We start from the raw sequence: 25,641 nt of genomic DNA on the forward strand, positions 1-25,641 counted from the left end.
TCGCAAACGCTTCGCTTTTTGCTCGTTATAAAATCACTGCTGACGCAGTTCTACGGGTACGGGGCTTATAACCCCGCACCCGAAATCAAGATATTCCCACCACCTAAAGGTGATGGGTTATCTTGATCATTTTATATATAACTGATACCTGTAAGTGAAAGTTCTAAAATTTCTTTTATGGTTACTTATATCAGTAAATATAACCGATAAATACCAAAGGAGCATATCATATGTATAAAGATTTTGAAAAATGGCTAAATAATGTAATAGAAAAAGGGCTTCCTGTAGGTCAGGGACTTTGCTTTAATATTTATGAAGATGGCAATTGTTCATGGTCGATTGAACTTGTAATAGCTTCTTCTTTTGATCCTGAAGATGATGACTGGGCATCTGAAGCTGTATTTTGCTCAGATTCTGCATTCTCATGGAAGCAGGTGGCTGAATGGGACGATGTCCTCGAAGATGCTATTCAGATTCTGCTTAAGTATCTTGATGAAGGTAAATATGCTGATGATCTAAAGAACAGATATGCAGGAATATCGACCGGTTTTGTAGATGGAGACCTGGAACATCTTTATATAAAAGAATAAAAAATAAAATGGGTATTGACAAAACATTTTAATTGGGTTAAATTGATTGTATAAAATCTAATAGTGCTAAAGGAGTTGTATATGAATAACGCACTAAAGAAAAAAACAATAAATGACCCATCTTGCTCAATACTTTTAGATAATCAGCTGTGCTTTCCGCTTTATGTATGTGCTAAAGAGTTTATCAACAGTTATACACCATTTCTTTCAGAAGTTGATCTAACCTACACACAATACGTGACCATGATGGTTTTGTGGGAAGAAAAAGAAGTCGTAACAAGACATCTTAAAGAACGTCTTTTCCTCGACAGTGGTACACTTACACCCGTTCTTAAGAAGCTTGAAGAAAAGGGCCTTATCACCAAGGAAAGGTCTAAAGAAGATGCAAGAGATCTGATCGTCACGATCACTAAAAAGGGCGAAGAATTAAAGGATAAAGCTTCAAAAATTCCATCACAGATGACTACATGTATGCCTGATTTCAAGCATAAAAAGGAGCTTAAGATTATCCTGGACGAGATGATGGAACAGTTCGAATCAAAAAGAAATGATAAAAAGAAATAATAATCAATTTTAAATCAAAGGAGGAACTTAATTATGGCAAATGAAAACATTATCAAAGGACTTCAGCTTATCGTTACAGACCTTGCACAGCAGGCAGATGGCCATGCTATTCAGTCTAAGATATTCGGTTCACAGGGTTTTTCAAAGCTTGCTGACAAGTATGCAGAGCATGCCACAGAAGAACGTGGATATGTAGATCAGTGCATTGATCGTATTCTTGATCTTGGCGGAGATGTAAAAAACGAAGCCAAAAAGGAAGCTCCTACCTATACGGATCCTGTTGAATGGCTTAAATATGATCTTCAGGTATCAATTGATGGTTTAAATAGTCTCAAGACACTTATAGAATGTGCTAAGGATGATCTTACAACATTTGATATTCTTAAGGACTATTATAAAGATGAGGAAGAAGATATGTACTGGGCTCAGCAGCAGCTTGAACTCATCGAGAAGATTGGTCTTCAGAACTGGCTTATACATCAGATTTAATGATTTATATGTGATTTTTATTGAAAAAGAAATTTAATATTTTAAATGTAATTTCTTGCAGGAAGTGAATATTAATGCTTAAAATATTATTTTTTGCAGGAAGTGAACTTTAATGCTTTAAATGTAATTGTTCATTGGAAATGAGGTCAGATATGGTTAAAATATACGGAATGCCTACATGTCCATATTGTGATTATGTTAAAGAACAGATTGTTGGTAAAGAAGACCAGTTTCAATATATAGATATTGGTAGTCATATCAGATATATGGGGGAATTTACCCGTATACGTGATAATAGCCCTGTTTTTGACAAATGTAAGGAAACAGGGGATGTGGGAATCCCATGTTTCGTACTTGAAGATGGTACTATTTCTATAGATCCTGCTGACGTAGGACTTATTGAATACGGATCTCCTTCAGCATGTTCTATTGATGATCATAAGTCAGGACGTAAGGGCTGCTAATAATTTCGCAATATAAAATATGTTTTAAAATAATTGATTAAAAGGTGCCACTAAAGCCAGGTTCAAGGATCTGACTTTTGATGACACCTTTTATTCTTTGATCAGTAAATATTTATTTTTACATTAAGTTAAAAAATAGAGTATCATATATATATAATCTTTTCCGAATTTCCGATTAAAATTATAGATCACGAAACACACAGTAACTGTGCGTTTTTGTAATCTACGTTCAAGAAGACATTTATTTTTATCATACAACTTAATTCTTAAGCCGCTATATTCTGGAGAGGACAAACATGACTAAAGACCAAATCAAAAAGCAACTGGAAGAAATGATAGCTCACGCTGTATACCAGGCTATCAGTGATCCTATAAATGCTGACGCCTGGACTGCTTTCAGGACTTGTCTTCAGGATGCAGATTCACAGCTATCATCAATGGATAAGCCCAAGCCCAAAGCAGCGCCTAAAGTAGATCAACTTTCTGCACGTATGTTCTGTATTTGTGTCAAGGTTGCAGCAATAGACAAAGACCATAGAAGCTCTCTTTATCCAAATGATATGCAGGACATAATAAGCAGATCCTTTAAACTTGTTCAAGAATATTGTAAAGAAAAAGAAGGTCGTGATCTTAACTGGTGCAAGCTTAGTTTTTCTACAGGTCATGGAGATCTTATGATCATGTCCAATGGAACAGATAAATGGAATGAACTTACATTCGGTGCATGGGCTTCAAAGCTGCAGAAATTCTGCATCACCAACAATAAGCCGGTTGAAAGCATGTATTTCTATGTAAGATTTGCCCCTGATGAAAAATTTGATACTGATAAAAGCCCTGATGCTTTGAATAAATTCATGGCTATTGAAACAGGATTTGATAAATGGCTTGAAGAAAAAAAATAATAAAAACTATTCTTCCATTTTATCCGCATCCTCCATAAATAAGGCGTCCCATTTAAAAGGGACGCCTTATTTCAATATTAGCATATTACAGGATATAATTTCGACATGTTTAGGAGTACAGGGATGTACTTCTATGTTGTCTGAATAAGTGGTGTCATTTTTCCCTCTGAAAGCAGTGTTATACGGCGTGTTGCTCTGGACATTGCTGTATATAATCTATGCTTTGAAAGTATGTCATCCGGATATCTTTGAGCATCCGCATCCGGAATTATCACACTATCAAACTCAAGTCCTGCTGCATGCGCAAGCTCTATAAGAATTACACCTTCTTTGGGAAGCTTCTTATCACCTGTGATAACTTCAGGTGCATCATTTTCAAGTATATCTTTAATATAGTTAAGACTCTTTTTGTTCTGACATACTACTGCGCACAGGCCTTCGCTATCAGTGTTTTGTATGATGGTCTCACGCAAAGCTTTAATATACTCCTCAGCTTTTAAAGCCCTTACAACTGGCTCTGTTCCTTCTCTTTGTACACTCTGAGTGTTTATTCTTACTTCTTCAGGAAGTAGAGATGTAAATAAGGCTGTAATCTCAGGCGATGATCTGTAGCTTGTAAGAAGAGATATAGTATCTGTACTCTTTCTATCTGTAGAGAACAGATCTTCAAGTTCCTTGAATGTAACTGTTCCCGGGCGGATTGCCTGGAATTCATCGCCAAGGAGCATGAATTTAGCTCTGGGAAAATATTTTTTAAGTACCATCATCTGTGCTTTAGTATAGTTCTGTACTTCATCGACCATACAATAACGCGCGTTACGATCGCACATGCCGGTGAGTGACATTTTAAGATAGAACCATTCTATTGCAGAAGGATTGTGGCCTATAAGACGTTTGGAAATTGCATTGTAATTAAGCCATCCACAATTTCTTATTGTCTTTAATGCTCCGCCATAATCATTTTCAAGCTGATTCTCCGCTGCTTTTTCTTCTCCCTGCTGCTTTTCATGATTATCCCTTTTTCTTCCTCTAAATACCTGTCTTGCCTTTGCTTCAAGTTCTGTAGCTGCCACCTGCATGAGACGAACTCCAACAGGAATTGTCTCTGCATACTTTTCAACTACTGCCTGAACTTCTCTGGCAGATAATATCAGTTCATCCTTTTGATATACAGGCAGAAAATCTCCGTCATCAGGGGCAAGAAGTGAAAGCATATCATCAATGGCTTCAAGATCCTTTGCATCTGTTGCTGCCGGATTCTTATCTGCCATAGGTATGCTGCAGGAATCCATAAACTCCTGCCAGGTAAGTGTATTAGGATTAGACTCACCAAGGTCAGGAAGTACGCTATCAATATATTCACGAAAAACAGGATTTAAGGTTATCATATATACCTGATCAGGGCGAAGGTTCTCTCTTTGTTTATAAAAAAGATAAGCAATTCTCTGAAGTAGTACTGATGTCTTACCTGATCCAGCTATTCCTGATACAAGCAGAGCAGGAACATCGGGATGTCTTATTACTGCATTCTGCTCTTTCTGTATAGTAGCGCTTATAGACTGCATCTTATCAGAACGCTGTCTTGAAAGGGATCTTAGAAGAAGTGGATCTTCTATTGCTACCTGTGTATCAAAATATGAATTGAGTTTGTCCTTATCAAGATCAAACTGGCGTCTTAATTGGAGATCTACATCAATTCTGTTTCCATTTACTTCATAAAATGTATGTCCATTTTCCTGATTGTAATAAACTTCGGCTATAGGGCTTCTCCAGTCAACAACAATAGGCGTTGCCCCGTTTTCAGACATTTCAACATTACCAATATAATAACTTTCAGGCTCTTCTGAAGGATCAAACTGAAGTGTTATCTTGGCAAAATAAGGTGCCTTTAATAATGACTCAATGCGGGCCTTTTTATTGCGAAGCGCCTCACTTTGAACATTATAAGTGTCGATGTATCTGTTCCATACTTCAAGCTCACCATAGGTCTCTGCCTTAGTTTCATCATCAGCAAAATCAAGTCTGATATTATCTCTTATGTCATTTTTTTCTTCAGTAGCCTGATTATCAAGATTTCTTATATCATCCTCAAGCGCTGCATTCATCTTAAGGAGCTTTTCATATGTAGTTGTTAAGTGTTCCTGTTCCTGTTTTAAAATCTTTTCTTCCAATATTTGTACCTCAATTTCAAATGCTTTACTCATTATACACAGAAATGTTCTGTTATAAAAAGCCTTAGCCCCTCATAATATAATCGGAGCTAAGGCAGATAATGATAACCTCTTCTTTGGTATTACTCACTTTTTAAGCCTTTTATATCTGTTCCACGCTATGATAGCACCGGCAAATTTAAAATCGCCTCTATCCATCATCATATCTACTTCATCTATAGTAAAGAGCTTATGCTCGATAACTTCGAGCGGTTCCAGATTTCTATTTTCTTTTTTATGACAATTGGCAACATAAAGATGAACCAGCTCATCTGAATAGCCCGGTGATGGATAGATATCTCCCAAGAATAAAATATCATCCGCTATATAACCTGTCTCTTCATAAAGCTCACGTATTGCAGCTTCTTTAGGAGTATCACCTTCATCTATTGCTCCGCCAGGGAACTCAAGATCCCAGTCTTTTATCGGGTATCTGTATTGCCTTAATACGCAAACCTTATCTCCATCAATGATTGGAAGTATATGAACTCCTGCCTTCATTGAAACATAAGAATATGGACCAGTCTTTCCATTTCTTTCAAGATGGTCCATATGAATCTTAAAACGCCCTATTTCTGTTGTCTCTGAATCTATTACTTTGTACATTCCAGCACCACTATCAATTATTATTATCTGATGTCAAAAGATTCTTTTGACGCCTACATCATTATGCTGATTTCACGACATCATGTCAAATAGTGATACCTGCTCAAAAGGAGAATTTTCATCAAACATCATGTCATCTGCCTCTTCATCTGTGTGACTTTCCGCTGTATTCTTATCGTCATACTCTGACTTGGGTTCTTCATTTTGATAATAATTACTTGAAGCTTTTTCTACATCTTCTGCTTCATTTTCAGAATCTGATATCATTCCATATGCATGATCATCTGAAAGTGCAGATTCTTTTGCAGATTCTTCTGGTTCAGAATAATCCAGATCCTGCATGCGATCTGCTTCCCTATTATCAATGCTGTTATTAACAGCTAATGACCCTGTTTTTACCATTTTAACACCCCATGAATTATGGTAACCAAGTTCTGTTAACATATTGCGAACTTTATTAATTGAAGAAGTGCCTATATCATCAAGATCAACATATAATATTCCGTTAGTATCATGTGCGAAAAAACCTTTAGAACTAAGGATTTCTATTACCTGATTTTTGTCCATGGTCTCCTCCTTGTAAAGTGGCAATAAGGCTGTAAACAGAGCCTTTAATGCCATGTCTCCCAACATTCTCACTTCTTATATTCTATCACTTTTTAATCTTTGCTGATAATTAATCTGAATTATAAATCTTGTTTGACCGATATATATCTAAGATATGCACATGTAACCATTAGCCTATTGCAAACTTTATATGAAACTTGTGGAGATATAGATGAACACAGACAATTCTTATAAAAGTGATCTATCCAGAGTTATCATATTAGATCTTATTTTAATAATTGCTTTTGCTACATGTATCCTCATTACTACTTTTATGTATAATAATGAGGCAGAAAAAGCTGCGCAAAAATATCTTAATTTAAGTGCCAATTCACTTGAACATCATCTTGAGATACAGGATTTTGAATACTGGGATCTCATTTTAAGCGAATTCATAAATAATTATGATATGGACGTTACTGTTACTGATTCAAGTGACAGTATTATATATTTATTTGCTCATGGAGCTATAGATGCAAAGGATGCTATATCTGTTTCAGTCGAAATTGGCACAACAGGATATACTCTTAATGTTTATGCTATTCCAAGCGAAGTTACTGTAATTGATAATGCCACAGTATCAGTGTCCATTAATATACTTCTTATTAACGTATTTATAGTTATCGTTCTAATCGTTACCTCTTTCGTTCAGTTCTATAGAAGTCAGATCATAAAAATGGCTACAATTGATGAGCTGACAGGCCTTTCTAACAGAAAATCCTTTATTGAACACTATAATCAGATGAATACTAATGGCAAACTAAAAAATGCCGCTATATTCATGATAGATGTCGATAAATTCAAGGGTATCAACGATACAAGCGGTCATGCATCAGGTGATGCCGCCCTTAAGTACTTAGGAATTAAGCTCAAAAATCTTGAAAGCTCAAATTTAATTGTAGGCAGATGGGGCGGTGATGAATTTATCGGCATCATTTCCGCTTCAGAAGGTGATATTATCAAAAATGCCACTTTGATCCTTGAAGATCTGATGGAGGATGTCAAAAATGCTGAGATAATCAAGGGTAAAACCGTTTCTCTTAGTATAGGTATTGCGCGCGTTATAAATAACAGTGATATTATTGTAAATATGGAAAGAGCTGATGATGCTCTTTATGAGTCTAAAAATAACGGAAGAGGCAGGATATCCCTGTATGAAGATACTAAGGAAAAAGAATCTGATGATAGTAAAAACGCTGCAGCATCCTCTCCTTTAATAGACTCAGAATCTGATGCTTTTGCTGTTCTTGGATCTTCTGACAACACCTTATCTGGAATATCTTCAGACAAAAAGGATTCCAAGTCTTCAAATAGAGATTTTGACATTCATTATGAGGATGTTTCTCTTGCGCATGAAGATGATAGTTTTTATGAGCAGGTACTAAATGGAATTGTAGATGGTGTTAATCATATGATTCCTTTTGCTCTTGGCGGTGGAATACTTATAGCAATAGCCTTCCTTACCGACTCTGCAAGCATTGATATAAGCACTCTTAATGTTAATGAGCTTAGTAGTTTTGGTTCTATTACCGAATTTGCAGCATCCTTCAAGAGTCTTGGCGATATGACTTTCAACTTCATGTTCACTGTTTTTTCTGCATTTCTTGCTATGTATCTTGGCGGCTATGAAGCCTTTGTAGCTGGCTTTATGGGCGGATATATGGCTTTTAATGGTAATGCAGGATTTTTCGGAGCTTTCCTTGCAGGTATTGCAGCAGGCTTTAGCATCAGACTCATGAAGAATTTTGTAAAAGAACTTCCTGATAACTTCAACGCTTTTGCTTCTATCATTATTTATCCTGTACTTAGTCTTCTTTTGATCAATTTACTGATGATATATATAATCAATCCGGCTGCTGTTTTATTTAACTCAGTTCTTTCGCGCTTACTTGAGAGCGTAGCTGGATTGGGTAAGATTCCTCTAAGTATAGTAGCCGGCTCCATGATGGGCACCGATATGGGAGGTCCTGTTAATAAAGCTGCATATTATTTTGGAACTACAGCTTTATACAGCAAAGAATATGATGTCATGGCCTTTATTATGGCTGCAGGTATGACTCCTCCTTGTGGTATAGCGCTTTCTACAATTCTTTTCCCAAACAGGTTTACAAAATCAGAGCGAAGAAGAAGCGGTGTAACTCTTATTATGGGACTTGCCTTCATTACAGAGGGGGCTATAACTTACCTTCTTTCAGACATTATCCGCGTAATGATCGCATGTATGGTAGGATCAGGAGTTTCAGCTTTACTGTCTGAACTTTTTGGCTGTACTCTTATGGCTCCTCATGGAGGCATTTTCGTATTCCTTATAGTTGAAAAACCTCTTTTATACTTATTGGCTATCATTAATGGAAGCTTTGTAACTGCTTTTATTCTTGGTTATCTGAAGAAGGTTAAAGATATGAATGTGAAAAATATCATCAGGATTCCGTCTATTATGACTATGATACTGGCTCTTATTCTGTTTACCGGATGTGGCAAAGTTCAAAGCTCAAATGCTGGTATAAGCGACGATATACATTATACCTTTGCTTATACTTGTATGGATGGTAGTAATCCGTATTTTGCTGCAATACTGGAAGAAATAACTGAAATTGTCGAAGCTAATGGAGATACGCTTATCGCATATGATGGAGAAAATGATATCTCAAATCAGGAAACTCAGCTGGAAAATATGCTGTATCAGCATGTAGACGGAGTCTTTTTGAATCCCGTAGATTCGGAAAAGGTTATGACTCCTTTAAAAAGTATATATGATGCTTCAATCCCGGTTGTATGCTTTGATGCTCAGGTAGAAGATATTTCATACATTAACAGCTATGTCGGATCTGATAATTACAATGCCGGTAAGGTCGTCGGTGAAGATCTTGTAAATCGTTGTCCAGATGGGGGAACCATTATAATTCTTGATTCTCCTGCTACAAGATCTGCAAGAGACAGAGTAGAAGGTTTTATCGATGCTATAAAAGGTCAGGGCTTTGATATTTTCTCAATGTATGACTGTAATGGTGATGAAAATACATCCTATATAAATACGTTGAAAGTCCTAAATATCAACAGTGATATAACAGCTATTTTTGCAGAAAATGATCCTACTGCTCTTGGCGCTTTAAGAGCTGTTACTGAACTTGGAATAGAAAATTGTTATATCTATGGAGTTGATGGCTCACCTGCTATTAAACAGGAACTTGTCAAAGAAGATTCACCTGTCAAAGGAACAGGCGCTCAATCTCCTGTATCTATAGCACGTAAATCAGTAGAAGTTATGTATAGTATCCTAAATGGAGAAACTGTAGAAAAAACCTATACTATTGATACTTATCTGATTTCAACTGATAATGTCGAAAATTATGATATTAAAAATTGGCAGTAACTGAATCTGGAAATAGGTTTGTGAATGTTTATAAATTGCGGGTTTATTTAAAAACGTAACAATTTAGTTTAGTATGGTGCCAAAAGAAGCTTTTGACACCTACATCATAATAACATCTTACATTCAGGTTATACGCCGCTTATGTTGCCCTTTGCGATCATCTCTTCTACCCAAAGTCTAAGCGATTCTACTGATGCTGAAATCTTGGAAAGCTGCTCCTGAATATTATGGAAGTCTTCAAGCTCGTCTTCCCCGATCTTACCGTCTGCTGTTATCTCAATAAGACGCTCTTTTTCACGATTCATGTTATTAAGGGAAGCAAGCATTTCAAGTACGATCTGTGAAAGCTCCTTTTTGGCAATAGCAGGAACATACTGCTGTCCTATAGGACATTCATGTGAACAGTAGTAGTTATTGATGGAAGGAGTTTTGTAATATTTGGCCATCATTAATACTTCATCAGGATGAGGAAGTGATTTCTCATTCTCAATTTTCTCAAGACGATCTGCTGATATGCCTGTAAGTTCAGCAGCCTCTTCTCTTGTAAGATCAAGTGCCTCTCTGCTTTTCATATAAAGGTTTTTATTTGGTCTTACTGATTTCTTACCCATAGTTTTTTCTCCCAATCAAAATGTTTCTTAGTGAATTTTTTATCAGAGATAATAATAGCATAGTTTTATGTTTAATAGTGAAAACTATTTGCTCAAAACAAAATATAACTTAAGAATTATAGGTGTAATCCGGTTTTCATATGGTGTCAAAAGATATTTTGGACACCTACATCATAATATTTTTCTGATATGTATTCAGGATTTACAAAGAAATAATATGGTGTTATTATGAACATGTTCATATAAATATTTAAACAGCTTTTTTCAAAACATCAGGAGAATATTTATGCCCAAAATCATAATGCACTTACAAGAGCAGATAATTATGCAGGCCGAGAAAATGCTGGTTCAGGAAGGTCCTGAGAAGATCAGTATAAGAGGTGTTGCAAAAGCTTGCGGGATCGCAGTCGGTACTATTTACAACTACTATCCTACTAAAGATGCTCTTATTGCAGACCTTATACTTCACAGGTGGTCAAGGTCTAAGGATGATATATATAAATCCCTTGATGGGGTAACCGACCTTTTTACCGGGCTTGATATTATCTTTGAAGGTATTTCTGATTTTTCAAATGAAAATCAGAATATATGGCGCGCAACTGCAGTATCCAAGCAGTTTTCCCTATCTTATCCTGAACATCATCTAAAGCTTTCAAGTGAGGTGTCCGTCCTTGTTTCTTATCTTCTGATAAGACTGCCTAAAGACAAGGACAGAATATATGCCAAATTCGGCAAGGAAGGTGCGGATGCATTCATATCGGAAAATATTCTTCTGTGTTTTTCTAATAAGCTTATAAATATGGACATTATAAAAGCTGCTCTTTCATAAATTTTTTAGGAGGTTTCTTCATGAAAATTGTTTTAGCAGGTGCTTACGGACATTTGGGCGGAGACATTCTAAAAGCACTTGAATCCAAAGGAAATGAAATTATCGCCCTTGATCTTAATGAAAGGCCAATTGATCTAACAGGTAATGGCAAGGTTACTTTTAAATCCTGTGATGTTACCAAAAAAGGTATGCTCGGCGGGCTTTTAGATGGAGCCGATATGGTTATTTCAACAGTCGGACTTACCAAAGCATCTAAAGCAGTTACAAGTTACGATATTGACTTAAATGGAAACCTTAATCTCCTTAATGAGGCTAAAAAGTCTGGAGTTGGTAAATTCATATATATTTCAGTTATTCACGCTGATGAGCATCCTGAGATTCCTCTTCTCGATGCAAAAGCAAAATTCGAAAAGGCGCTTAAAGAAAGCTCCCTTGATTACATAATTTACAGGCCAACAGGTTATTTTTATGATATTGTCAATGTTTTAAAGCCTATGGTTGATAAAGGAGCTATAAACCTTCTTTCAGGAAAACCGGGTGTTGCAAATGTAATAGCCACAGAAGACTTTGCAGAATATATCGCTGATCACCTTGATGAAAAAAATAAAACTATTTCCATCGGCGGAACTGAAACTTATAACTATGATGAAATTGCTCAAATGTGCTTTGAAAGCGCAGGAAAACCTTGTGTCATAAAAAGAGCACCTGCTTTTTTATTTGATATTCTCATATTTATCAATAGTATAAAAAAGACAGGAAAAGCAGATATTATAAAGTTCAGTAAATTTACTTTGACCGGAAATCTCGTGGGCGATGTAAAGTATGGCCAAAAAAGTTTTTCAAAATTTATAAAGGAGTCTTTTTCATAATATGAATATTCAGGGATTACTTATTTTATTTATTGTTGCTCTTATCTTTAGTAGTGTAGGTTTTTACAAGTTTGTCTATTTTATGTCCGTTGGATATGGACTTTCAGTTGCCGCAATAGGAGCTTGCCTTTTGATCATGGGATTTAGCAACTACTCAACAATGGGTATAGTTCTCGGATCTTTAGTAATGATAATATATGGTTTGCGCCTTGCGGGTTTTCTTATATACAGAGAATATAAAAACGGTATTTATAAGAAGGTTTTAAAAGATGCTTCTGCAAATATCACTTCTTTGTCATTACCTGTAAAATGCGCAATGTGGATTGGTATGTCACTTTTATATGTTCTTCAGACCTCTCCGCTTTTCTTCAGGATTGATAATATGACAGATGATAATGCTGTTATCTATGTAGGATGCGCTATTTCTTTAATTGGTATCATTTTGGAAACTCTTGCTGATCTTCAAAAGAGCAATCAGAAAAAGATCCGTGTCGACATGGTTGCAACTAAGGGCCTATATAAAATTGTAAGATGCCCTAATTATCTTGGCGAGATTCTTTTTTGGACCGGGGTCTTTGTAGAAGGTTTTACTGCTTATGCAAATCCAGGTCAGTTTATTTTTGCTCTGATAGGATATGTCATAATAGTTTATGTAATGATAGACAGTGCCAAGAGGCTTGAAATAAAGCAGAACAAGAATTACGGAGATAAGGATGAATACAAAGACTACGTTAATAAAACTCCGATTCTTTTCCCTTTTATTCCTTTGTATCATCTATCTGGCAAGTAATAAAAACTTACCAGGTTTACTTTAGATCTGCAGCTTTATTGTTTTTTCAAAGCCTGGGTCTTCTATATTGCTACATTCTTACATAATAATTTTTATAGATTAAAGGATTATTGATCATGAATCAATCACGAATTTATTCTTCAGAAAATGAGTATAAAGATTTTACTTTATCTCTTGCTCTGGTAGATGCTATTCCTGTCATTTTATTCGGAATAAGCTGCATTATTATTGGGGCTTCTTTTAATGATCACTTATTTACGGTCGGAGCGGTTTTGACCATATCAGGAGGGATATGCAAGGTTTTGTGGAAGCTTTTTCTTGCGACAATACATAAAAATGTATACTTTTTAAATAGGCCGCTATTTATAGTCCTAATGCCTGTTGGCTTTATTATTATGATTTTATCAATACTCATTAATGGGATATTAGTAGATTGGAAGGTTTTACTTTATGCTTTCATTTCTTTCCCGGCAATTATATTCTTTATTATGGGAATATTAGGACTTTGTGCTATGACCGTTTTTTTCAAAAAGCATGATAAAAAAGATGTTAAAAATAACTGGATAGAACAGCTTACAAACTGCTTTTCACAGACAATGATACTTATTGGCGTGATCATTGTCTGTCACTAGTACTGCTGTTTTTATGTAATGTTTCCTTCATATCATTTGGAATAGCTGCATCAAATAAGAGTTTTTGACCTGTAACAGGGTGAATGATCTCCATATGAGATGAATGAAGGGCTACTCTTTCCATCCCATACCAGTCTTGAAGATCACTTCCATATAAACCATCTCCAAGAAGTGCATGCCCAATTGATCTCATATGTACTCTTATTTGATGAGTTCTTCCGGTTTCAAGACGAAGTTTTACAAGTGCAAAACCATTTTTTTGCTCAATAACTTCATAATAGGTAAGAGCAGGATCTCCATCTTCTCGAATTGTTCTTACCATCTTGACTCCGGGCGCAAGCCCTATTGGGCTATCAATACTTCCTTCTTTATTATCAAAAAAGCCGCTACAAAGGGCCAGATACTCTTTAACCTTTACTCCATTTATACTCTGATCATTAAGGCTATTGGCTGAAAATCTGTTTTTGCCAAAAACTATAAGTCCTGATGTCTCCCTATCTAGCCTTCCTACAGGTCTTATGACATGTGTTTCGCCATTTTGCTTAAAATGCCATGCGATATGGTTGGAAAGAGTAGATGTAAAATGGCCTTTAAGCGGGTGAACTAAGAGGCCTGCAGATTTATTAACTACAATTATGTCCTCGTCTTCATAGACTATATTAAGAGGCCCTTCCATGGGTACTATTTCAGATGAATTTTCTATATTTTCATGGATAGTAACATGTAAGATTTCGCCGGATGATACCTTATAAATTACGTTAACATGACCACCATTTATAAGTATGCCATCATCAAATCCTTTCAAATGGCTTATCTCACGGCGCGATAAATGAAGCTGGTCTTTAAGTATCTCTTTGACCAGCTTACCTTCATCATCATGTGTAATTATGTATTCAAGATTTCTTTCTGACACTTTAATTACCTGTATATTTGCTTTCTATAATTATTTGAAAGCTTTCAGCACTTCTTTTGTTTCATTATATCCGAGATTCTCTCTCCACTTAAGCGATTCTTCAGAAAAATCCAGCGTTCCTGTGTCCTTGACTTTTTCAAGAGGCCTTGAAGGACGTATTTCTATAATTTTAGCACCTTCACAGAGTTTCGGAATCTCCACCTTATCTTCCGGCTTTAAATAGCTGATCATAAAATAATCACATTCTATATCGTTTACACAACCAACTGGTATTTTATCTTCAGGGGCCGGGTTCCTGCATATCTCTGGGATACAACCGCCATCAAGATACACGTCTTTATCATAATAAATTGCTGGAGACAAAAAAGATATGCTTCCACTTGCAATTGCCAGAAGCCTCTGATCTTCTGGTTTAAGTCCATTAAGCTTAAAATACTCCGGTTTCTCCTTGGTCAAAGAATATGCACATACAGTTACCGGAACTTCATTATTCACAACAAAATCATCCGGACATATTTTTCGCATTGCTTCTATCATATAACGATTATCCATCTGATAGTATCTTCTTGAATATAAGTATTCTTCTAAAGAGACTTTTCCATCAATGACATCCTGCTTGGCAGCCTCTATTAGCTTCATTCTCTCTTTTATATACGGATCTGACATTTCACTATTTAAAGCATCCCTAAACACTTTTAGAAGCTCACCTATAGCTTCTTTGTCTCTTACCGCGTATATAAGAGAGTTAAGCGCTCCTATTGATGTTCCTGCAAGAGTTAGGTTCTTTTTATCAAGTCCTTCCTCTTCAAGCGCTTTAAACATTCCTATCTGATAAGCACCTTTTGCTCCTCCGCCTGACAATACCAGTGTTACCTTTTTACCGGAAAAAATACCCATTATTATACCTGTCCTTTAATCTAATTATGCTACCATATTAGAATAACACTTGTCGTCAATAATTTCAGCTATTTTGCTTTTCTTTGAAGCTGCAGTAGTAATTCTTTTATCAAAAATTGTTCTGATACCTTTTTAGTAATTCATAAAGAATGGCTTCTATTTTTATTTATATTTTATTTATTGATTTAAATGTATTTCTTGCTTATAATATTTTATGCAATTATATTTATTGCAATCTTATATGTGGGAATGGAGATTATTATGGCAAAAACAGAGAAAGAATTTGATATTCAGCAGTACATGACTAATGGCGTCAAAAGAGTAGTAAATGATGCTATCAGAGCAACTCTTTCCAATCCGAAAGAATCTCTTTTTATGGCAAAATTTGCATTGGCATCAAAAAAAGCTTCAGATTTCAGAAGAAAAAGGGAAGATGAAGGCGAACATATTCCTCCTTTCCTTATATCAAGTATTACAAGTAGCTGTAACCTTCACTGTGCAGGATGCTATTCAAGATCCAGCAACGCCTGTAATGATGAGGCTCCTGTAGATCAGTTGACCAAAGAACAATGGGGTGAGATTTTTGATGAAGCTGACGATCTTGGAATCAGCTTTATTCTTCTTGCCGGAGGAGAACCCCTACTTAGATGGGATGTTATGCAGGAAGCTGCAAAACACGAAAACATAATGTTCCCTATATTTACAAATGGATTCTTTATTAAAGATAAGTTCCTGGAACTTTTTGACAAGCACAGAAACATGATTCCAATTATCAGCATTGAAGGTGATAAAAAAAAGACTGATCTAAGACGCGGAGAAGGCGTCTATGACAAGGTTCTTGAATCTATGAACAGTCTTCATGATAATGGTCTTATCTTTGGAGTTTCAGTAACTGTAACAACTCAGAATATGAAAGAGGTATATTCCGAAGAGTTTATAAATAACTTATCAAAGCTTGGTTGTAAGGCTGTTATATACGTAGAATTCGTTCCTGTAACTGAAGATAGCACTGATCTTGCCCCTATGGAAGCTGAACGCATTATAATGGCAGAAAATATTTCTCGCCTTAGAGATGAACATCCTGAGATGCTTTATATAGCATTTCCTGGTGATGAAAAGAGTTCTGGAGGCTGTGTTGCTGCAGGCAGAGGTTTCTTCCATATAAACTCACATGGAGGTGCGGAACCATGTCCCTTCTCTCCATACTCTGATATAAATGTAGCAGATACTTCTCTAAGAGAAGCTTTAAAATCTCCTTTGTTCTATCAGGTTCAAAGTCAGGGCCTCTTAATAGATGAACATGCAGGCGGGTGTACTTTATTTGCTAATAGAGAAAAGGTTGAGTCAATCCTGAATAAGGAAAGTGAACTGGAATCTGTATCATCAATGTAGAAAATGATAACTGCACTAAACAGATAATTGAGAAAGAACTTGTTTCATATTAATAAAAACACGTGTTATAGTTTGTGATGCAAACCGCCAATAACCTGTTCAGAAAAAAACCTGGCATCCCCAATGGATGCCAGGTTATAGTTCAAAAACAAACTATATTTTTATTGTAATAATCTAATGCATTAAATATATTTGTATTCATATAAGACTATTGCGTGAAGATGCTGACTTCTTAGCATACTTATCGTTCTTACTAAAAAGACCATGGAGCAAATGCTTATCAGAATATGAAGCATTGTCTTCTATACAGTGTATAACTATATCTTCGACCTTTCGCTCAGGTTCAATATATGGTTTAAAGTCATAATTATCAATATTATCAACCATATATTTAAGATATTCTATATTCATACAGATAAGAAGACACTTATTATGCTTAAGTGCTTGTGCAGCCTCAATCTGATGATCATCAACATGCTCGCCATATTTCTGAAGCCTTGGTACAACTATTACCGGTTTATGCTTTCTTAAGCCCGCCATTATAGTTCCAACTCCGCCATGCGATATTAAGAGTCGACACCTATCAATGCATTCTTCAAACTGCGGACGATCCATAAACATAAATGTTTTGCAATTCTTGGGAATGTATGTACAATGCCCATACTGTATAACAAATTCTTCTTCAGGCATCATAGCAGCAAGCATTTCAACCTGCTTCATAAGCCTGTTCATCTGGAACTTCTGAGTTCCAACAGTAACAAAGATCAAAATATACCGCCTCCCACAATAGCTCTATCATATTTCTCCGCTATTTCCGACCATTGAACAATAAATGTATTAACATGCTTGTACAATAACTTACCGGTAAGAGATAGTTCATTGACTCTGGCAAAAGACTCAATAAAAATAACTTTCTTCCCCATCATCTTAGCAAGTCGGCAAAATGGATATGATATCAGAGCACCTGTGGAAATAACAACCTCCGGCTTCTCTTTGAATAAAATATAAACTGTCTGAAAAAGTAAAATGATAAATTTCAAAGGAAACAGAAATTCCCTTCGATTGATCTGAGGAACATAATACTGTATTTCCTCAGCCTTTCCATATTTCTGAAAATCATTCTTTTCAGTTACCCAACAACAATCGTATCTTTCTGTGATACTTTTAAGTCTGGTCAATTCTTCCATATGTCCCCCGGAAGATGCCACCAGTAGCAACTTTCTCATATTTTTCTCTCCCTTTTTCCCCTTAACCTCAATAGAACATTATGATAAATCAGTATCGATAATACCAAAAATAAATCATAAAATCAATAACTTTTTTCGTTTATTAGTGGTTCATACGCTAAATTTTATACTTTTAGTATAATTAAATAATTTATAGTATTTTAAAAGGACAAAAATTATTAATTATTACAAGTCAGATTACATCAGTACTTCATAACCTTCCTGTAAATTTTAATTAGTAAAGGCCGAAAAGGTCTGAGCACCATCCATATTTCATGCAAAAATATATACTTTGCATTTGAACATGAATATAATTTGCCTTTCCTTATAAAACCTTCAGCAACAGCAAGCATGTGATCCATGCTAAGAGGCCCCTCAATAACCGTTTGGCTCTCACCCAGAAGATAAATCCCCATTTTATCAACATGATGTACTGAATGCGTTACATATATACCGTTATCTCTTCTATAAAGGCATATGTCTCCTCTTCTTAAATCTCTGTCTATCTTATGAAGAATAAGACTGTCTCGCCCACCTACAAGTACAGGATACATACTAAAACCAAAAGGGGTTAATTTAACTTTCTTCCCATCTTCAAGTCCTTTTAAATATATAGGCATCCATGCATCTGTGTGGATCATCTCATCACGATTACCGGATTGCTCCATCATGATAAGACAACACCTGCCATTTTAGCTGATTCTATAAATTCACTAAGATCAGCTGATGCTGTCTGCATATCTATTTCATATTCATCCATTATAGATACTAAAAGCTCATCAAACGACTGGGCTTTTTCTTTTAGTGAATTTATTATAAATAATGCTGTATCATTAAGATCCATCATTTTATCAACATCCATTAGTTTAGATCCTGTAGGTACTAAAAATGACTGTCCCGACACCTCACATACTGAGAATTCAGTATTAAATCTCATAAAAACCCCTTTTCAAAAATTACATATGGTGACAGTTTCCTGCCACCATATACGTTTTGCAATAATCAGTTTAAGTGATTACCAACAAATGTACATTGAATATCCACAATCCCGCTTTGGCTTACAAGGATCATAGCATGGATCCCAACCACAATTATTCTTATTACTGCTTGTGGAATAGTCAGGACATGCATATACACCTTCAAGTGTACCTTTCATTGATGTCTTAAGTTCAGGTTTAACATAAGCCTTTTTCATACTCACTCTCCCCTTTCCAAATTATTTATAACCTGTATTATATTATCAACAAACAATTCATTATTCAAGAAAAATTTTTCGTTGCCAATCTTTGTTAAAACCTGTATTTATCTGTATTTGAGTGTTTCACAAAGTATTGGTGAATTCTTACAATTTTGTATCATTTTGCATAATATAAAATAATGTACAATTTTAACAGGATAATATAGTTCAAAATGCATTAAAAACTGCATCTTTAAGTACATATACAGCTTCTGTATCCATGTTACAAGAGTATTCAAATATAGATGCTTTCTCAACAATAATCTGAGTAACTTCAGCGACCTTTTGTGCCATTTCTTCGCTCAGGGATTCAGAAAATGTTGATGAAAAAACATAGCTTATCTTTTCACGTATATCAGGAATCCTTACAGAGTTGTCCTTTGCTTGTGCAAGAAATACAATTGCTCCAAGTTCAACTTCCTTGTTTAAGTATTTCCCTGAGGATCCGCACCATGGGAGGCCGTAAACATACAGTTTTCCATTTTTTTCACGGCATACTGTAACATCTCCATCAAGAACTTCACACCCCAGTTCTTTCTCCCACAGACCTGCCTGAGTGCTCTTACCAGTACCTGATGATGCAGAAAAAATAACTGCTTTATTATTGTAAATAACAGAAGCCGAGTGTATAGACATTGCATTTTCAAATAAAATTCTGTTATAGAATATCTGCTGCAAAGAATTAAATACGAGACCTTTAACCATCTCTATATAATTCTTTTGCCCAACTTTTCTGGATGCCTTACTATTAAGCTTATCGCATATATATATTTCTGTTGTACGATAATTATCTTTTCCCTTTATAAGTCTGACTGCAAAATGATGTTTACCAGGATAAAAATGCTGGATATCATTCCCATCTTTATAAAATGAAAATTCTCCGATCGATGTACCCTTATCAAAAAGATACCTGATAAATAATGGACTTCTTTCAATTACTCTTAAAGTCATATCCGGCTTATCATTTCCTTCATAAAGGAATTCATTAAATCTTTCATGCAGATACTCTGATCTGCCATAATAATCTATTACAAAATCAGCAATCCTTAACTTAACCAATTTCTTTCACCTTAATGCTTCCGTCTTCTAATACGAACTCTCTATTACAGTAGTCCAGAACGCTCTTTCTATGTGTAATTAGTATACATGTCGGTTTTGGTGTCAATTCTGACAGACGTTTAAGCAACAGACTTTCTGTGTCCTCATCAAGTGCTGAAGTTGCCTCGTCAAGTACAACAAATTCAGACTTTCTTATAAGTGCTCTGGCAAGCCCAAGTCTTTGTGCCTGTCCCTCAGATACGCCAACGCCTTTTTCTCCAATCACTGTATCAAGACCATTTGGAAGCTTTTCAACAAATTCTCTGCACACTGCCATATCAAGTGCTTCCCATATTTCTTCGTCAGTGGCATCTTCTTTTCCTATCTGGATATTTTTTCTTATAGTTCCTGAAAAGAGGGTATTACCTTGAGGAACGTATGAAACAAACTCTCTTACTGTGGCGCTTAATTGCATCTTGCTTCCCAAAGTATCGTAATAGTATACATCCCCACTGGAAGGAGTTATGAAATTCATAAGAAGCCTTATAAGTGTAGTCTTACCAATACCTGATTTTCCAACTATGCCAACAAAATCTCCTGGTTTTATATCAAAACTGATATCAGAGAATATAAAATCTTTATCATAAGCAAATGAAAGATTATTTACTTTAACTCCAATTGTTCCCTTAATATCTCTATCTGTGAATCTGTCTTCTAATGGAATTTCCTGAATGTCCATGACTCTTCCGGCAGATGCAAATATAGATACAACTCCGGGAAGTTCTCTCATAAGAGAAGCTATAGGAGCCTGAATCCTTCCAAAAAGAGTTAGAAATAACGTCATTGTTCCAAACGTAATCTCTCCTCTTGAAATCTGTCCCGCTGCATAAATAAATGCAAACATATATCCAAGCTGAAATGTTCCCGACATTACAAGGTTAGATGCGGCTGAGAGCTTACTCTTTTTCCATACCCAATTAAATCTGCTATTACGAAGATTCGTAAGTTCATCTGAAAATCTGTCCTCACCTGAGAAAGCCTTAACAACAAGTATATTAGCCAGGCTTTCTTGAATAAATGATCTGTATGCTGTCTCAGATTCCTGTACTTTAATCTGATACTTCTTAAGCTTTCTTCCAAGAGCATAAGCAAGAACAATTCCAATTGGCGTCAGGAATAAAGCTGTCACTGCCAGCAGCTTTGAACTGGTATATAAAGTGGAAAAAACAAGAATAAGTTCTATCAAGAACACTATAATATTAGGTATTACCCTTACCATTCCATTGGCAATATTACCCGCATCTGACGTCATTCGGGTCATCATATCCCCGGTGTGGAATTTCTGGGTTCCAAGCCATACTGAACGTATTATCTTATCATATACCTGCTTACGTATACCAAAACTATACTTTTCATTGAGTAATGCTGCAAACAAATCTTCAAAAGCCTGTCCAACAAGCATTATTATAATAAGCACCATAAAAACAATAATTGCGCTTTTCGTGATATGCCCATTTCCGGCCATATCTATAATCTTTTGTGACACTATGGAATATTCAATACCTATATATGTCCATAATACACTCACGATCATTAGAGCAATAATTCGTCCAAGATATGGTTTGGTATAGGTATAGAGCCATTTAAAATAATCTCTTCCCCGTGCCTTTTGACTCTTATACTTTTTGTAATACTGTTTTAATTTCCCCATTAATACTTAACCTCATTCCTCCGCTTTATAAAACATATATTTCTTACCTGGTTGATGTACTACTTTTCATAAAGCAATATCCCTTAAGTGGCATAAGTCTGTTTTTAGACCACTTGAATTTCAATATACTCAGTCCCATTGATATTCTTTTATGGATCATTCCTTTATCGTCATCATAATATGGTATTACAATAACCTTATTTTCAGGGGTAATACATTTATACCTGTCATCAGCAATTCCCCATTTTAATCCAAGCTTTATATAATCCTCGTAATTTTTCAAAATAGTATCGGGTTCCTGCTTATAATCAGTAATCACACACAGCCCAATATTGGGCATAACAGAGCCGTCTTCAAACAAATCCAGCTGAAATTCAACGTTCCCTTCAAGACTTAAAACTTCGAGCATCTGTTCTATCGCAGAATCATCTGTATCCTTTACTCCCACGCGCTCTAGATCTATCTGAAACTTTTCAGGATTTTCATTATATATTTTTTTACATTCATCACCCAGTAGCCATGTGACTCTTATTGGCGCATCCTGACGAATCTCTGATATTCCCTGATAATATGGTTTCCAATAATCCGGGGCTTTAGTATAGACTTCAATGGCTCCTTGAATTCTGTCTTCCTTGTGAATTAATGTAAAAAAATCTTTTATCCTGTCCCTGTTTTCAGGAACTGTAAAATCATCTTCCATATATGGAACAAATCCATATGAGGGACATTTTGTTTCACCTGCTGATACATCAAACTCAAGACAAACCTCATTATGTTTATCATCTTCTTTAAGCAATTTCAGCGCATGTTCAAATAGTCTCTCTTTATCTTTTAAGCTATCAGAAACTATATGTATATTCTCAGGTAATTCGTCAGAATAATATCCTATGCTCAGATCCATATATGCCTCTCCGATCATCGGAAATTCAAGCCAGTATATAGGATTCGCATCGGCAATATAAGTGTCTCTGACAACAGTTTTAATATCGTCTGATATTTCTTTCATTCCTGTAAGGATCACCCCTCTGTCCTTATCAGAAAAAGCAGTCCACATTAGTTTGAAATTAGCTTCCGCATAATCGGCTGCTCTATTAATTTTTCCCCCAAATAATTCCATTCAAATCCTCCAACGGATGGTATATAATCTTATAAAAACCAATTCATAGTGAGGTATACCATGGTTTTAATGCTTATTGACGATGACAGGGATATTTTAGAGATAAATAGAAATCATCTTTTAGATGAAGGATATGTAGTACATACCTTTCAGACCGCCGATGATGCCATTTCTGCTCTTAAGCAAATTCATCCGGATTGCATCGTCCTTGATATTATGATGCCCGGAACAGACGGCCTTAGTGCCATCAATGTCATCAAACGATATTCTGATGCCCCAATTATCCTTTTATCCGGGCTGGCATCAGAAGATAACCGCGTTGAAGGGCTCATGTCCGGCGCTGATGACTATATGGTAAAACCCTATAGCCTTAAGGAACTATCAGCCAGGATAGGGCTTCAAATCAAAAAGAAAAACACAACAAAAGCAGCTAATACAATAACATATCCACCCCTTCAAATCAAGCTTTTAGACCACAAAGTAATCTATAATGATGAAGAAGAAATCATTCTTGCTAACAGAGAATATGAGCTGCTTCTATTGTTGGTACAAAATCCCGGTACAGTTATTCCATTCGAGACAATCGGTAAGAAAATCTGGGGTATTTACCAGGAGAGCGATAGAAGAACTATAATGGTTGTCGCAAGTCGCCTCAGAAAGAAGCTTGAAAGCTATGAAGGCCTTGTTAACTGTATAGAAACAGCATATGGAAAAGGCTACAAATTTATAATTCCAAGATAGGGTATATAAAATGAACGATTATTCTAAGAAAAAATATGATACGCCATCTCTTGATGTTGAAGAACTATCAAAAGGCCTTTATGAATCCAATTTGAAGCTTGGAAATATCAACAAAAGGCAAAGCGAGTATTTTTCGAACATTTCTCATGATCTGCGTTCTCCAATTGCAGCGATAAGAAGTGCTATCGAATACCTGGAAGAAACACCAAATATAGATCCTGTAAGCCGTAATGATCTATATAATCTAATAGACAAAAAGGCTGCTTCGCTGGAATACATGATAGACGAAATATTTCTTCTGTCCAAATTATCATCAAACAGTTCTATAGTAAAGCCAGTTCCTCTTCCTTGTGGTAATTATCTTGAAGATTTCTTTTTTACAAGTCAGGCTGATCATAAATTTAAAAATGTTAATCTTGAACTTGATGTACCTATTAGCTTTGAATATCTTGTAAATATCGATACTAATTATTTTGACAGAGTTTTAAACAACCTTTTTGACAATGCTCTTAGATATATTAAAGACGACGGAACGATAACTCTTAGCGCTAAAACAGATGATAACAATTCACATGTAATTATAAGTGTTACTGATAACGGCACAGGAATAGATGCATCAAATATTGACAAGATTTTTGACAGGACTTTCACCGGCGATGCATCCAGAACTCCGGCTCATAAATCAGGCGCAGGACTAGGTCTTTCCATTTGCAAAAAGATTGTCGAAATCCATTTAGGAGAGATTACATGTAAATCAAAAAAAGGAAATGATCATGGTACAACTTTTACCATCACACTTCCCATTTCCAAATCTAGTTCTTAATGATCTTTATAACTTCTTTTATGATATTTTTGGTTGTCTGAGTCACAATATAACAGGCATACTGTGTTGTGATCTCAGACTTTTTATATTTCTTTAAAGCTTCTATCACATTTTTATTATCTGATATTTCTTTAAGCCAAAGCGTTTTTTCTTCTTTACTCCACTTGTATTTGAATATAAGATCATATTTTTGTCTAAGATAAAAAAATATCCAGTATCTATTTATCTGTTTTTGATATTTACTAAAAAGGCCTGTATTTTTCATAACATCAACATAGGTCTTATAAATAAGATTGCGATTATCCATTTCTTTTTCGCAGTCACTTATTTTCTTTTCTTTGATCCTGGAAAGAGTATTAACATCCTGATAACAGTAATAAATAAGCTTATCTTCTATTACATTTACTTTTTTAGCATATCTTAAATACTCAAGTGAAAAAACAAAATCTTCCCCAAGTGTAATATCTTTACTAAATCTGATATTGTTATTTCTTATAATGTCAGTCTTAAATATCTTATTCCATATTACGCCAAAATAATGATGGCCCGGATCTTTAAGCGTATCTATAAGATACTTATTCCTTGAAACAATTCCGCCTTTTTGGAACTCTTTGATAGGATAACAATCGTTATATACAACTCTAAGATAGCTGCATATACACATATCGCACTTAGCCGTTTCTAATGCAGATACCATCTTTTCAATAAAGTTTTTTTTGACATAGTCATCTGCATCGACAAACATTACATATTCTCCGTTTGCCTTCTCAAGACCAAGATTTCTTATTGCTGAAACTCCCCCATGAGGAGCAGAATAATATTTAATATCAAAAGACTCCATATATTTATGGCAAATAAAAGGAGTATTATCAGTTGAGCCATCATCAACTATGATTATTTCTTTGTGAGAATACGTCTGCTTTAATAAAGATCGTATGCATCTTTCTATAGTCCTGCTGCTATTATATGCAGGTACAATTACTGTAACCAGATTCACTTTCGTAAATCTCC

Annotated in this window: 28 protein-coding genes; 13 read left to right on the forward strand and 15 right to left on the reverse strand. The window is 35.4% G+C overall.

Annotation, left to right across the window (positions count from 1 at the left end; translation table 11 throughout):
• The first annotated feature begins 230 nt into the window (after window positions 1–230).
• The 5 genes from K6G87_RS12870 to K6G87_RS12890 all read left to right on the forward strand — a co-directional run bounded on the left by K6G87_RS12870 (window position 231) and on the right by K6G87_RS12890 (window position 3,009).
• On the forward strand, window positions 231–590 hold the full coding sequence (locus K6G87_RS12870; RefSeq protein ID WP_296837952.1) for a hypothetical protein: 360 nt from the start codon (window positions 231–233) through the stop codon (window positions 588–590).
• Window positions 591–671: 81 nt separating this feature from the next.
• A complete protein-coding gene (locus K6G87_RS12875) occupies window positions 672–1,154 on the forward strand; it encodes a MarR family winged helix-turn-helix transcriptional regulator (protein ID WP_296837988.1) in 483 nt (160 codons plus the stop codon).
• A gap of 33 nt (window positions 1,155–1,187) precedes the next feature.
• On the forward strand, window positions 1,188–1,643 hold the full coding sequence (locus tag K6G87_RS12880) for a ferritin-like domain-containing protein (RefSeq protein WP_296837991.1): 456 nt from the start codon (window positions 1,188–1,190) through the stop codon (window positions 1,641–1,643).
• 152 nt (window positions 1,644–1,795) lie between these two features.
• Window positions 1,796–2,107, forward strand: coding sequence for a glutaredoxin domain-containing protein (locus K6G87_RS12885; RefSeq protein ID WP_296837994.1), 312 nt, complete (start codon window positions 1,796–1,798; stop codon window positions 2,105–2,107).
• A 296-nt stretch (window positions 2,108–2,403) separates the two neighbouring features.
• On the forward strand, window positions 2,404–3,009 hold the full coding sequence (locus tag K6G87_RS12890) for a hypothetical protein (protein ID WP_296837997.1): 606 nt from the start codon (window positions 2,404–2,406) through the stop codon (window positions 3,007–3,009).
• 131 nt (window positions 3,010–3,140) lie between these two features.
• Here K6G87_RS12890 and K6G87_RS12895 read toward each other — a convergent pair whose 3' ends face one another.
• The 3 genes from K6G87_RS12895 to K6G87_RS12905 form a co-directional block, all read right to left on the reverse strand.
• On the reverse strand, window positions 3,141–5,180 hold the full coding sequence (locus K6G87_RS12895) for a HelD family protein (protein WP_296837999.1): 2,040 nt from the start codon (window positions 5,178–5,180) through the stop codon (window positions 3,141–3,143).
• Between the two features lie 126 nt (window positions 5,181–5,306).
• Window positions 5,307–5,825: an NUDIX hydrolase gene (locus K6G87_RS12900; protein WP_296838002.1), complete on the reverse strand. Its 519-nt coding sequence runs from the start codon at window positions 5,823–5,825 to the stop codon at window positions 5,307–5,309.
• 72 nt (window positions 5,826–5,897) lie between these two features.
• Entirely contained in the window at window positions 5,898–6,392 is a 495-nt protein-coding gene (locus K6G87_RS12905; protein ID WP_296838005.1) for a hypothetical protein, read from the reverse strand.
• A gap of 211 nt (window positions 6,393–6,603) precedes the next feature.
• On the opposite strand from K6G87_RS12905, the gene K6G87_RS12910 reads away from it, so the two are divergent.
• The gene (locus K6G87_RS12910; RefSeq protein WP_296838007.1) at window positions 6,604–9,804 is read left to right on the forward strand and encodes a fructose-specific PTS transporter subunit EIIC; all 3,201 of its coding nucleotides are present in this window, start codon (window positions 6,604–6,606) and stop codon (window positions 9,802–9,804) included.
• A gap of 128 nt (window positions 9,805–9,932) precedes the next feature.
• On the opposite strand, the gene K6G87_RS12915 is transcribed toward K6G87_RS12910, so the two are convergent.
• Complete coding sequence (locus K6G87_RS12915) at window positions 9,933–10,415, reverse strand: helix-turn-helix domain-containing protein (protein WP_296838010.1); 483 nt, start codon at window positions 10,413–10,415, stop codon at window positions 9,933–9,935.
• A gap of 286 nt (window positions 10,416–10,701) precedes the next feature.
• On the opposite strand from K6G87_RS12915, the gene K6G87_RS12920 reads away from it, so the two are divergent.
• The 4 genes from K6G87_RS12920 (at window position 10,702) to K6G87_RS12935 (ending at window position 13,535) form a co-directional block, all read left to right on the forward strand.
• Complete coding sequence (locus K6G87_RS12920) at window positions 10,702–11,244, forward strand: TetR/AcrR family transcriptional regulator (protein WP_296838013.1); 543 nt, start codon at window positions 10,702–10,704, stop codon at window positions 11,242–11,244.
• Between the two features lie 20 nt (window positions 11,245–11,264).
• Window positions 11,265–12,113 (forward strand): SDR family oxidoreductase, encoded by an 849-nt coding sequence (locus K6G87_RS12925; protein ID WP_296838015.1) that lies wholly within the window; start codon window positions 11,265–11,267, stop codon window positions 12,111–12,113.
• Window position 12,114: 1 nt separating this feature from the next.
• The gene (locus tag K6G87_RS12930; RefSeq protein WP_296838018.1) at window positions 12,115–12,903 is read left to right on the forward strand and encodes a DUF1295 domain-containing protein; all 789 of its coding nucleotides are present in this window, start codon (window positions 12,115–12,117) and stop codon (window positions 12,901–12,903) included.
• Window positions 12,904–13,019: 116 nt separating this feature from the next.
• A complete protein-coding gene (locus K6G87_RS12935; RefSeq protein WP_296838021.1) occupies window positions 13,020–13,535 on the forward strand; it encodes a hypothetical protein in 516 nt (171 codons plus the stop codon).
• On the opposite strand, the gene K6G87_RS12940 is transcribed toward K6G87_RS12935, so the two are convergent.
• Window positions 13,519–14,448, reverse strand: a complete 930-nt coding sequence (locus K6G87_RS12940) for an RluA family pseudouridine synthase (RefSeq protein WP_296838024.1) — start codon at window positions 14,446–14,448, stop codon at window positions 13,519–13,521. The genes K6G87_RS12935 and K6G87_RS12940 overlap by 17 nt on opposite strands.
• A gap of 30 nt (window positions 14,449–14,478) precedes the next feature.
• A complete protein-coding gene (locus K6G87_RS12945) occupies window positions 14,479–15,345 on the reverse strand; it encodes a patatin-like phospholipase family protein (RefSeq protein ID WP_296838028.1) in 867 nt (288 codons plus the stop codon).
• A 261-nt stretch (window positions 15,346–15,606) separates the two neighbouring features.
• On the opposite strand from K6G87_RS12945, the gene K6G87_RS12950 reads away from it, so the two are divergent.
• Window positions 15,607–16,737, forward strand: coding sequence for a radical SAM protein (locus tag K6G87_RS12950; protein ID WP_296838031.1), 1,131 nt, complete (start codon window positions 15,607–15,609; stop codon window positions 16,735–16,737).
• Window positions 16,738–16,935: 198 nt separating this feature from the next.
• Here K6G87_RS12950 and pssE read toward each other — a convergent pair whose 3' ends face one another.
• From pssE to K6G87_RS12990, 8 genes are all read right to left on the reverse strand, one after another.
• Window positions 16,936–17,505: a PssE/Cps14G family polysaccharide biosynthesis glycosyltransferase gene (pssE, locus tag K6G87_RS12955; RefSeq protein WP_296838034.1), complete on the reverse strand. Its 570-nt coding sequence runs from the start codon at window positions 17,503–17,505 to the stop codon at window positions 16,936–16,938.
• Window positions 17,502–17,963, reverse strand: coding sequence for a PssD/Cps14F family polysaccharide biosynthesis glycosyltransferase (gene pssD / locus K6G87_RS12960; protein ID WP_296838037.1), 462 nt, complete (start codon window positions 17,961–17,963; stop codon window positions 17,502–17,504). The genes pssE and pssD overlap by 4 nt, the downstream gene beginning before the upstream one ends.
• Before the next feature lie 203 nt (window positions 17,964–18,166).
• Complete coding sequence (locus K6G87_RS12965; RefSeq protein WP_296838040.1) at window positions 18,167–18,634, reverse strand: hypothetical protein; 468 nt, start codon at window positions 18,632–18,634, stop codon at window positions 18,167–18,169.
• Window positions 18,631–18,900, reverse strand: coding sequence for a PqqD family protein (locus tag K6G87_RS12970; RefSeq protein ID WP_296838044.1), 270 nt, complete (start codon window positions 18,898–18,900; stop codon window positions 18,631–18,633). The genes K6G87_RS12965 and K6G87_RS12970 overlap by 4 nt, the downstream gene beginning before the upstream one ends.
• Window positions 18,901–18,978: 78 nt before the next feature.
• A complete protein-coding gene (locus K6G87_RS12975) occupies window positions 18,979–19,158 on the reverse strand; it encodes a hypothetical protein (protein ID WP_296838047.1) in 180 nt (59 codons plus the stop codon).
• Window positions 19,159–19,368: 210 nt separating this feature from the next.
• Window positions 19,369–20,259, reverse strand: a complete 891-nt coding sequence (locus K6G87_RS12980; RefSeq protein ID WP_296838049.1) for a hypothetical protein — start codon at window positions 20,257–20,259, stop codon at window positions 19,369–19,371.
• Window positions 20,252–21,949, reverse strand: a complete 1,698-nt coding sequence (locus K6G87_RS12985) for an ABC transporter ATP-binding protein (protein WP_296838051.1) — start codon at window positions 21,947–21,949, stop codon at window positions 20,252–20,254. The genes K6G87_RS12980 and K6G87_RS12985 overlap by 8 nt, the downstream gene beginning before the upstream one ends.
• Before the next feature lie 43 nt (window positions 21,950–21,992).
• On the reverse strand, window positions 21,993–23,066 hold the full coding sequence (locus K6G87_RS12990) for a hypothetical protein (protein WP_296838054.1): 1,074 nt from the start codon (window positions 23,064–23,066) through the stop codon (window positions 21,993–21,995).
• A gap of 60 nt (window positions 23,067–23,126) precedes the next feature.
• Between K6G87_RS12990 and K6G87_RS12995 the strand changes: the two genes are divergently transcribed.
• Both K6G87_RS12995 and K6G87_RS13000 read left to right on the forward strand, forming a co-directional pair.
• The gene (locus K6G87_RS12995; protein ID WP_296838058.1) at window positions 23,127–23,807 is read left to right on the forward strand and encodes a response regulator transcription factor; all 681 of its coding nucleotides are present in this window, start codon (window positions 23,127–23,129) and stop codon (window positions 23,805–23,807) included.
• 10 nt (window positions 23,808–23,817) lie between these two features.
• On the forward strand, window positions 23,818–24,630 hold the full coding sequence (locus K6G87_RS13000; protein WP_296838061.1) for a sensor histidine kinase: 813 nt from the start codon (window positions 23,818–23,820) through the stop codon (window positions 24,628–24,630).
• Here K6G87_RS13000 and K6G87_RS13005 read toward each other — a convergent pair.
• On the reverse strand, window positions 24,620–25,627 hold the full coding sequence (locus tag K6G87_RS13005; protein WP_296838064.1) for a glycosyltransferase family 2 protein: 1,008 nt from the start codon (window positions 25,625–25,627) through the stop codon (window positions 24,620–24,622). The two genes, K6G87_RS13000 and K6G87_RS13005, sit on opposite strands and share 11 nt — an antisense overlap.
• Between the last annotated feature and the right edge of the window lie 14 nt (window positions 25,628–25,641).

The sequence above is a fragment of the Butyrivibrio sp. genome (assembly GCF_024699075.1).

What these genes read in the sequence shown, in the direction of transcription:
- K6G87_RS12950 (WP_296838031.1), top strand. Translation starts at nt 15,607, where the DNA reads ATGGCAAAAACAGAGAAAGAATTTGATATTCAGCAGTACATGACTAAT.
- K6G87_RS12870 (WP_296837952.1), top strand. Translation starts at nt 231, where the DNA reads ATGTATAAAGATTTTGAAAAATGGCTAAATAATGTAATAGAAAAAGGG.
- K6G87_RS12990 (WP_296838054.1), bottom strand. Translation starts at nt 23,066, where the DNA reads ATGGAATTATTTGGGGGAAAAATTAATAGAGCAGCCGATTATGCGGAA.
- K6G87_RS12905 (WP_296838005.1), bottom strand. Translation starts at nt 6,392, where the DNA reads ATGGACAAAAATCAGGTAATAGAAATCCTTAGTTCTAAAGGTTTTTTC.
- K6G87_RS12920 (WP_296838013.1), top strand. Translation starts at nt 10,702, where the DNA reads ATGCCCAAAATCATAATGCACTTACAAGAGCAGATAATTATGCAGGCC.
- K6G87_RS12880 (WP_296837991.1), top strand. Translation starts at nt 1,188, where the DNA reads ATGGCAAATGAAAACATTATCAAAGGACTTCAGCTTATCGTTACAGAC.
- K6G87_RS12910 (WP_296838007.1), top strand. Translation starts at nt 6,604, where the DNA reads ATGAACACAGACAATTCTTATAAAAGTGATCTATCCAGAGTTATCATA.
- K6G87_RS12965 (WP_296838040.1), bottom strand. Translation starts at nt 18,634, where the DNA reads ATGATGGAGCAATCCGGTAATCGTGATGAGATGATCCACACAGATGCA.
- K6G87_RS12985 (WP_296838051.1), bottom strand. Translation starts at nt 21,949, where the DNA reads ATGGGGAAATTAAAACAGTATTACAAAAAGTATAAGAGTCAAAAGGCA.
- K6G87_RS12935 (WP_296838021.1), top strand. Translation starts at nt 13,020, where the DNA reads ATGAATCAATCACGAATTTATTCTTCAGAAAATGAGTATAAAGATTTT.
- K6G87_RS12995 (WP_296838058.1), top strand. Translation starts at nt 23,127, where the DNA reads ATGGTTTTAATGCTTATTGACGATGACAGGGATATTTTAGAGATAAAT.
- K6G87_RS12975 (WP_296838047.1), bottom strand. Translation starts at nt 19,158, where the DNA reads ATGAAAAAGGCTTATGTTAAACCTGAACTTAAGACATCAATGAAAGGT.
- K6G87_RS12930 (WP_296838018.1), top strand. Translation starts at nt 12,115, where the DNA reads ATGAATATTCAGGGATTACTTATTTTATTTATTGTTGCTCTTATCTTT.
- K6G87_RS12900 (WP_296838002.1), bottom strand. Translation starts at nt 5,825, where the DNA reads ATGTACAAAGTAATAGATTCAGAGACAACAGAAATAGGGCGTTTTAAG.
- K6G87_RS12970 (WP_296838044.1), bottom strand. Translation starts at nt 18,900, where the DNA reads ATGAGATTTAATACTGAATTCTCAGTATGTGAGGTGTCGGGACAGTCA.
- K6G87_RS12890 (WP_296837997.1), top strand. Translation starts at nt 2,404, where the DNA reads ATGACTAAAGACCAAATCAAAAAGCAACTGGAAGAAATGATAGCTCAC.
- pssD (WP_296838037.1), bottom strand. Translation starts at nt 17,963, where the DNA reads ATGAGAAAGTTGCTACTGGTGGCATCTTCCGGGGGACATATGGAAGAA.
- K6G87_RS13000 (WP_296838061.1), top strand. Translation starts at nt 23,818, where the DNA reads ATGAACGATTATTCTAAGAAAAAATATGATACGCCATCTCTTGATGTT.
- K6G87_RS12945 (WP_296838028.1), bottom strand. Translation starts at nt 15,345, where the DNA reads ATGGGTATTTTTTCCGGTAAAAAGGTAACACTGGTATTGTCAGGCGGA.
- K6G87_RS12875 (WP_296837988.1), top strand. Translation starts at nt 672, where the DNA reads ATGAATAACGCACTAAAGAAAAAAACAATAAATGACCCATCTTGCTCA.
- K6G87_RS12915 (WP_296838010.1), bottom strand. Translation starts at nt 10,415, where the DNA reads ATGGGTAAGAAATCAGTAAGACCAAATAAAAACCTTTATATGAAAAGC.
- K6G87_RS12885 (WP_296837994.1), top strand. Translation starts at nt 1,796, where the DNA reads ATGGTTAAAATATACGGAATGCCTACATGTCCATATTGTGATTATGTT.
- K6G87_RS12925 (WP_296838015.1), top strand. Translation starts at nt 11,265, where the DNA reads ATGAAAATTGTTTTAGCAGGTGCTTACGGACATTTGGGCGGAGACATT.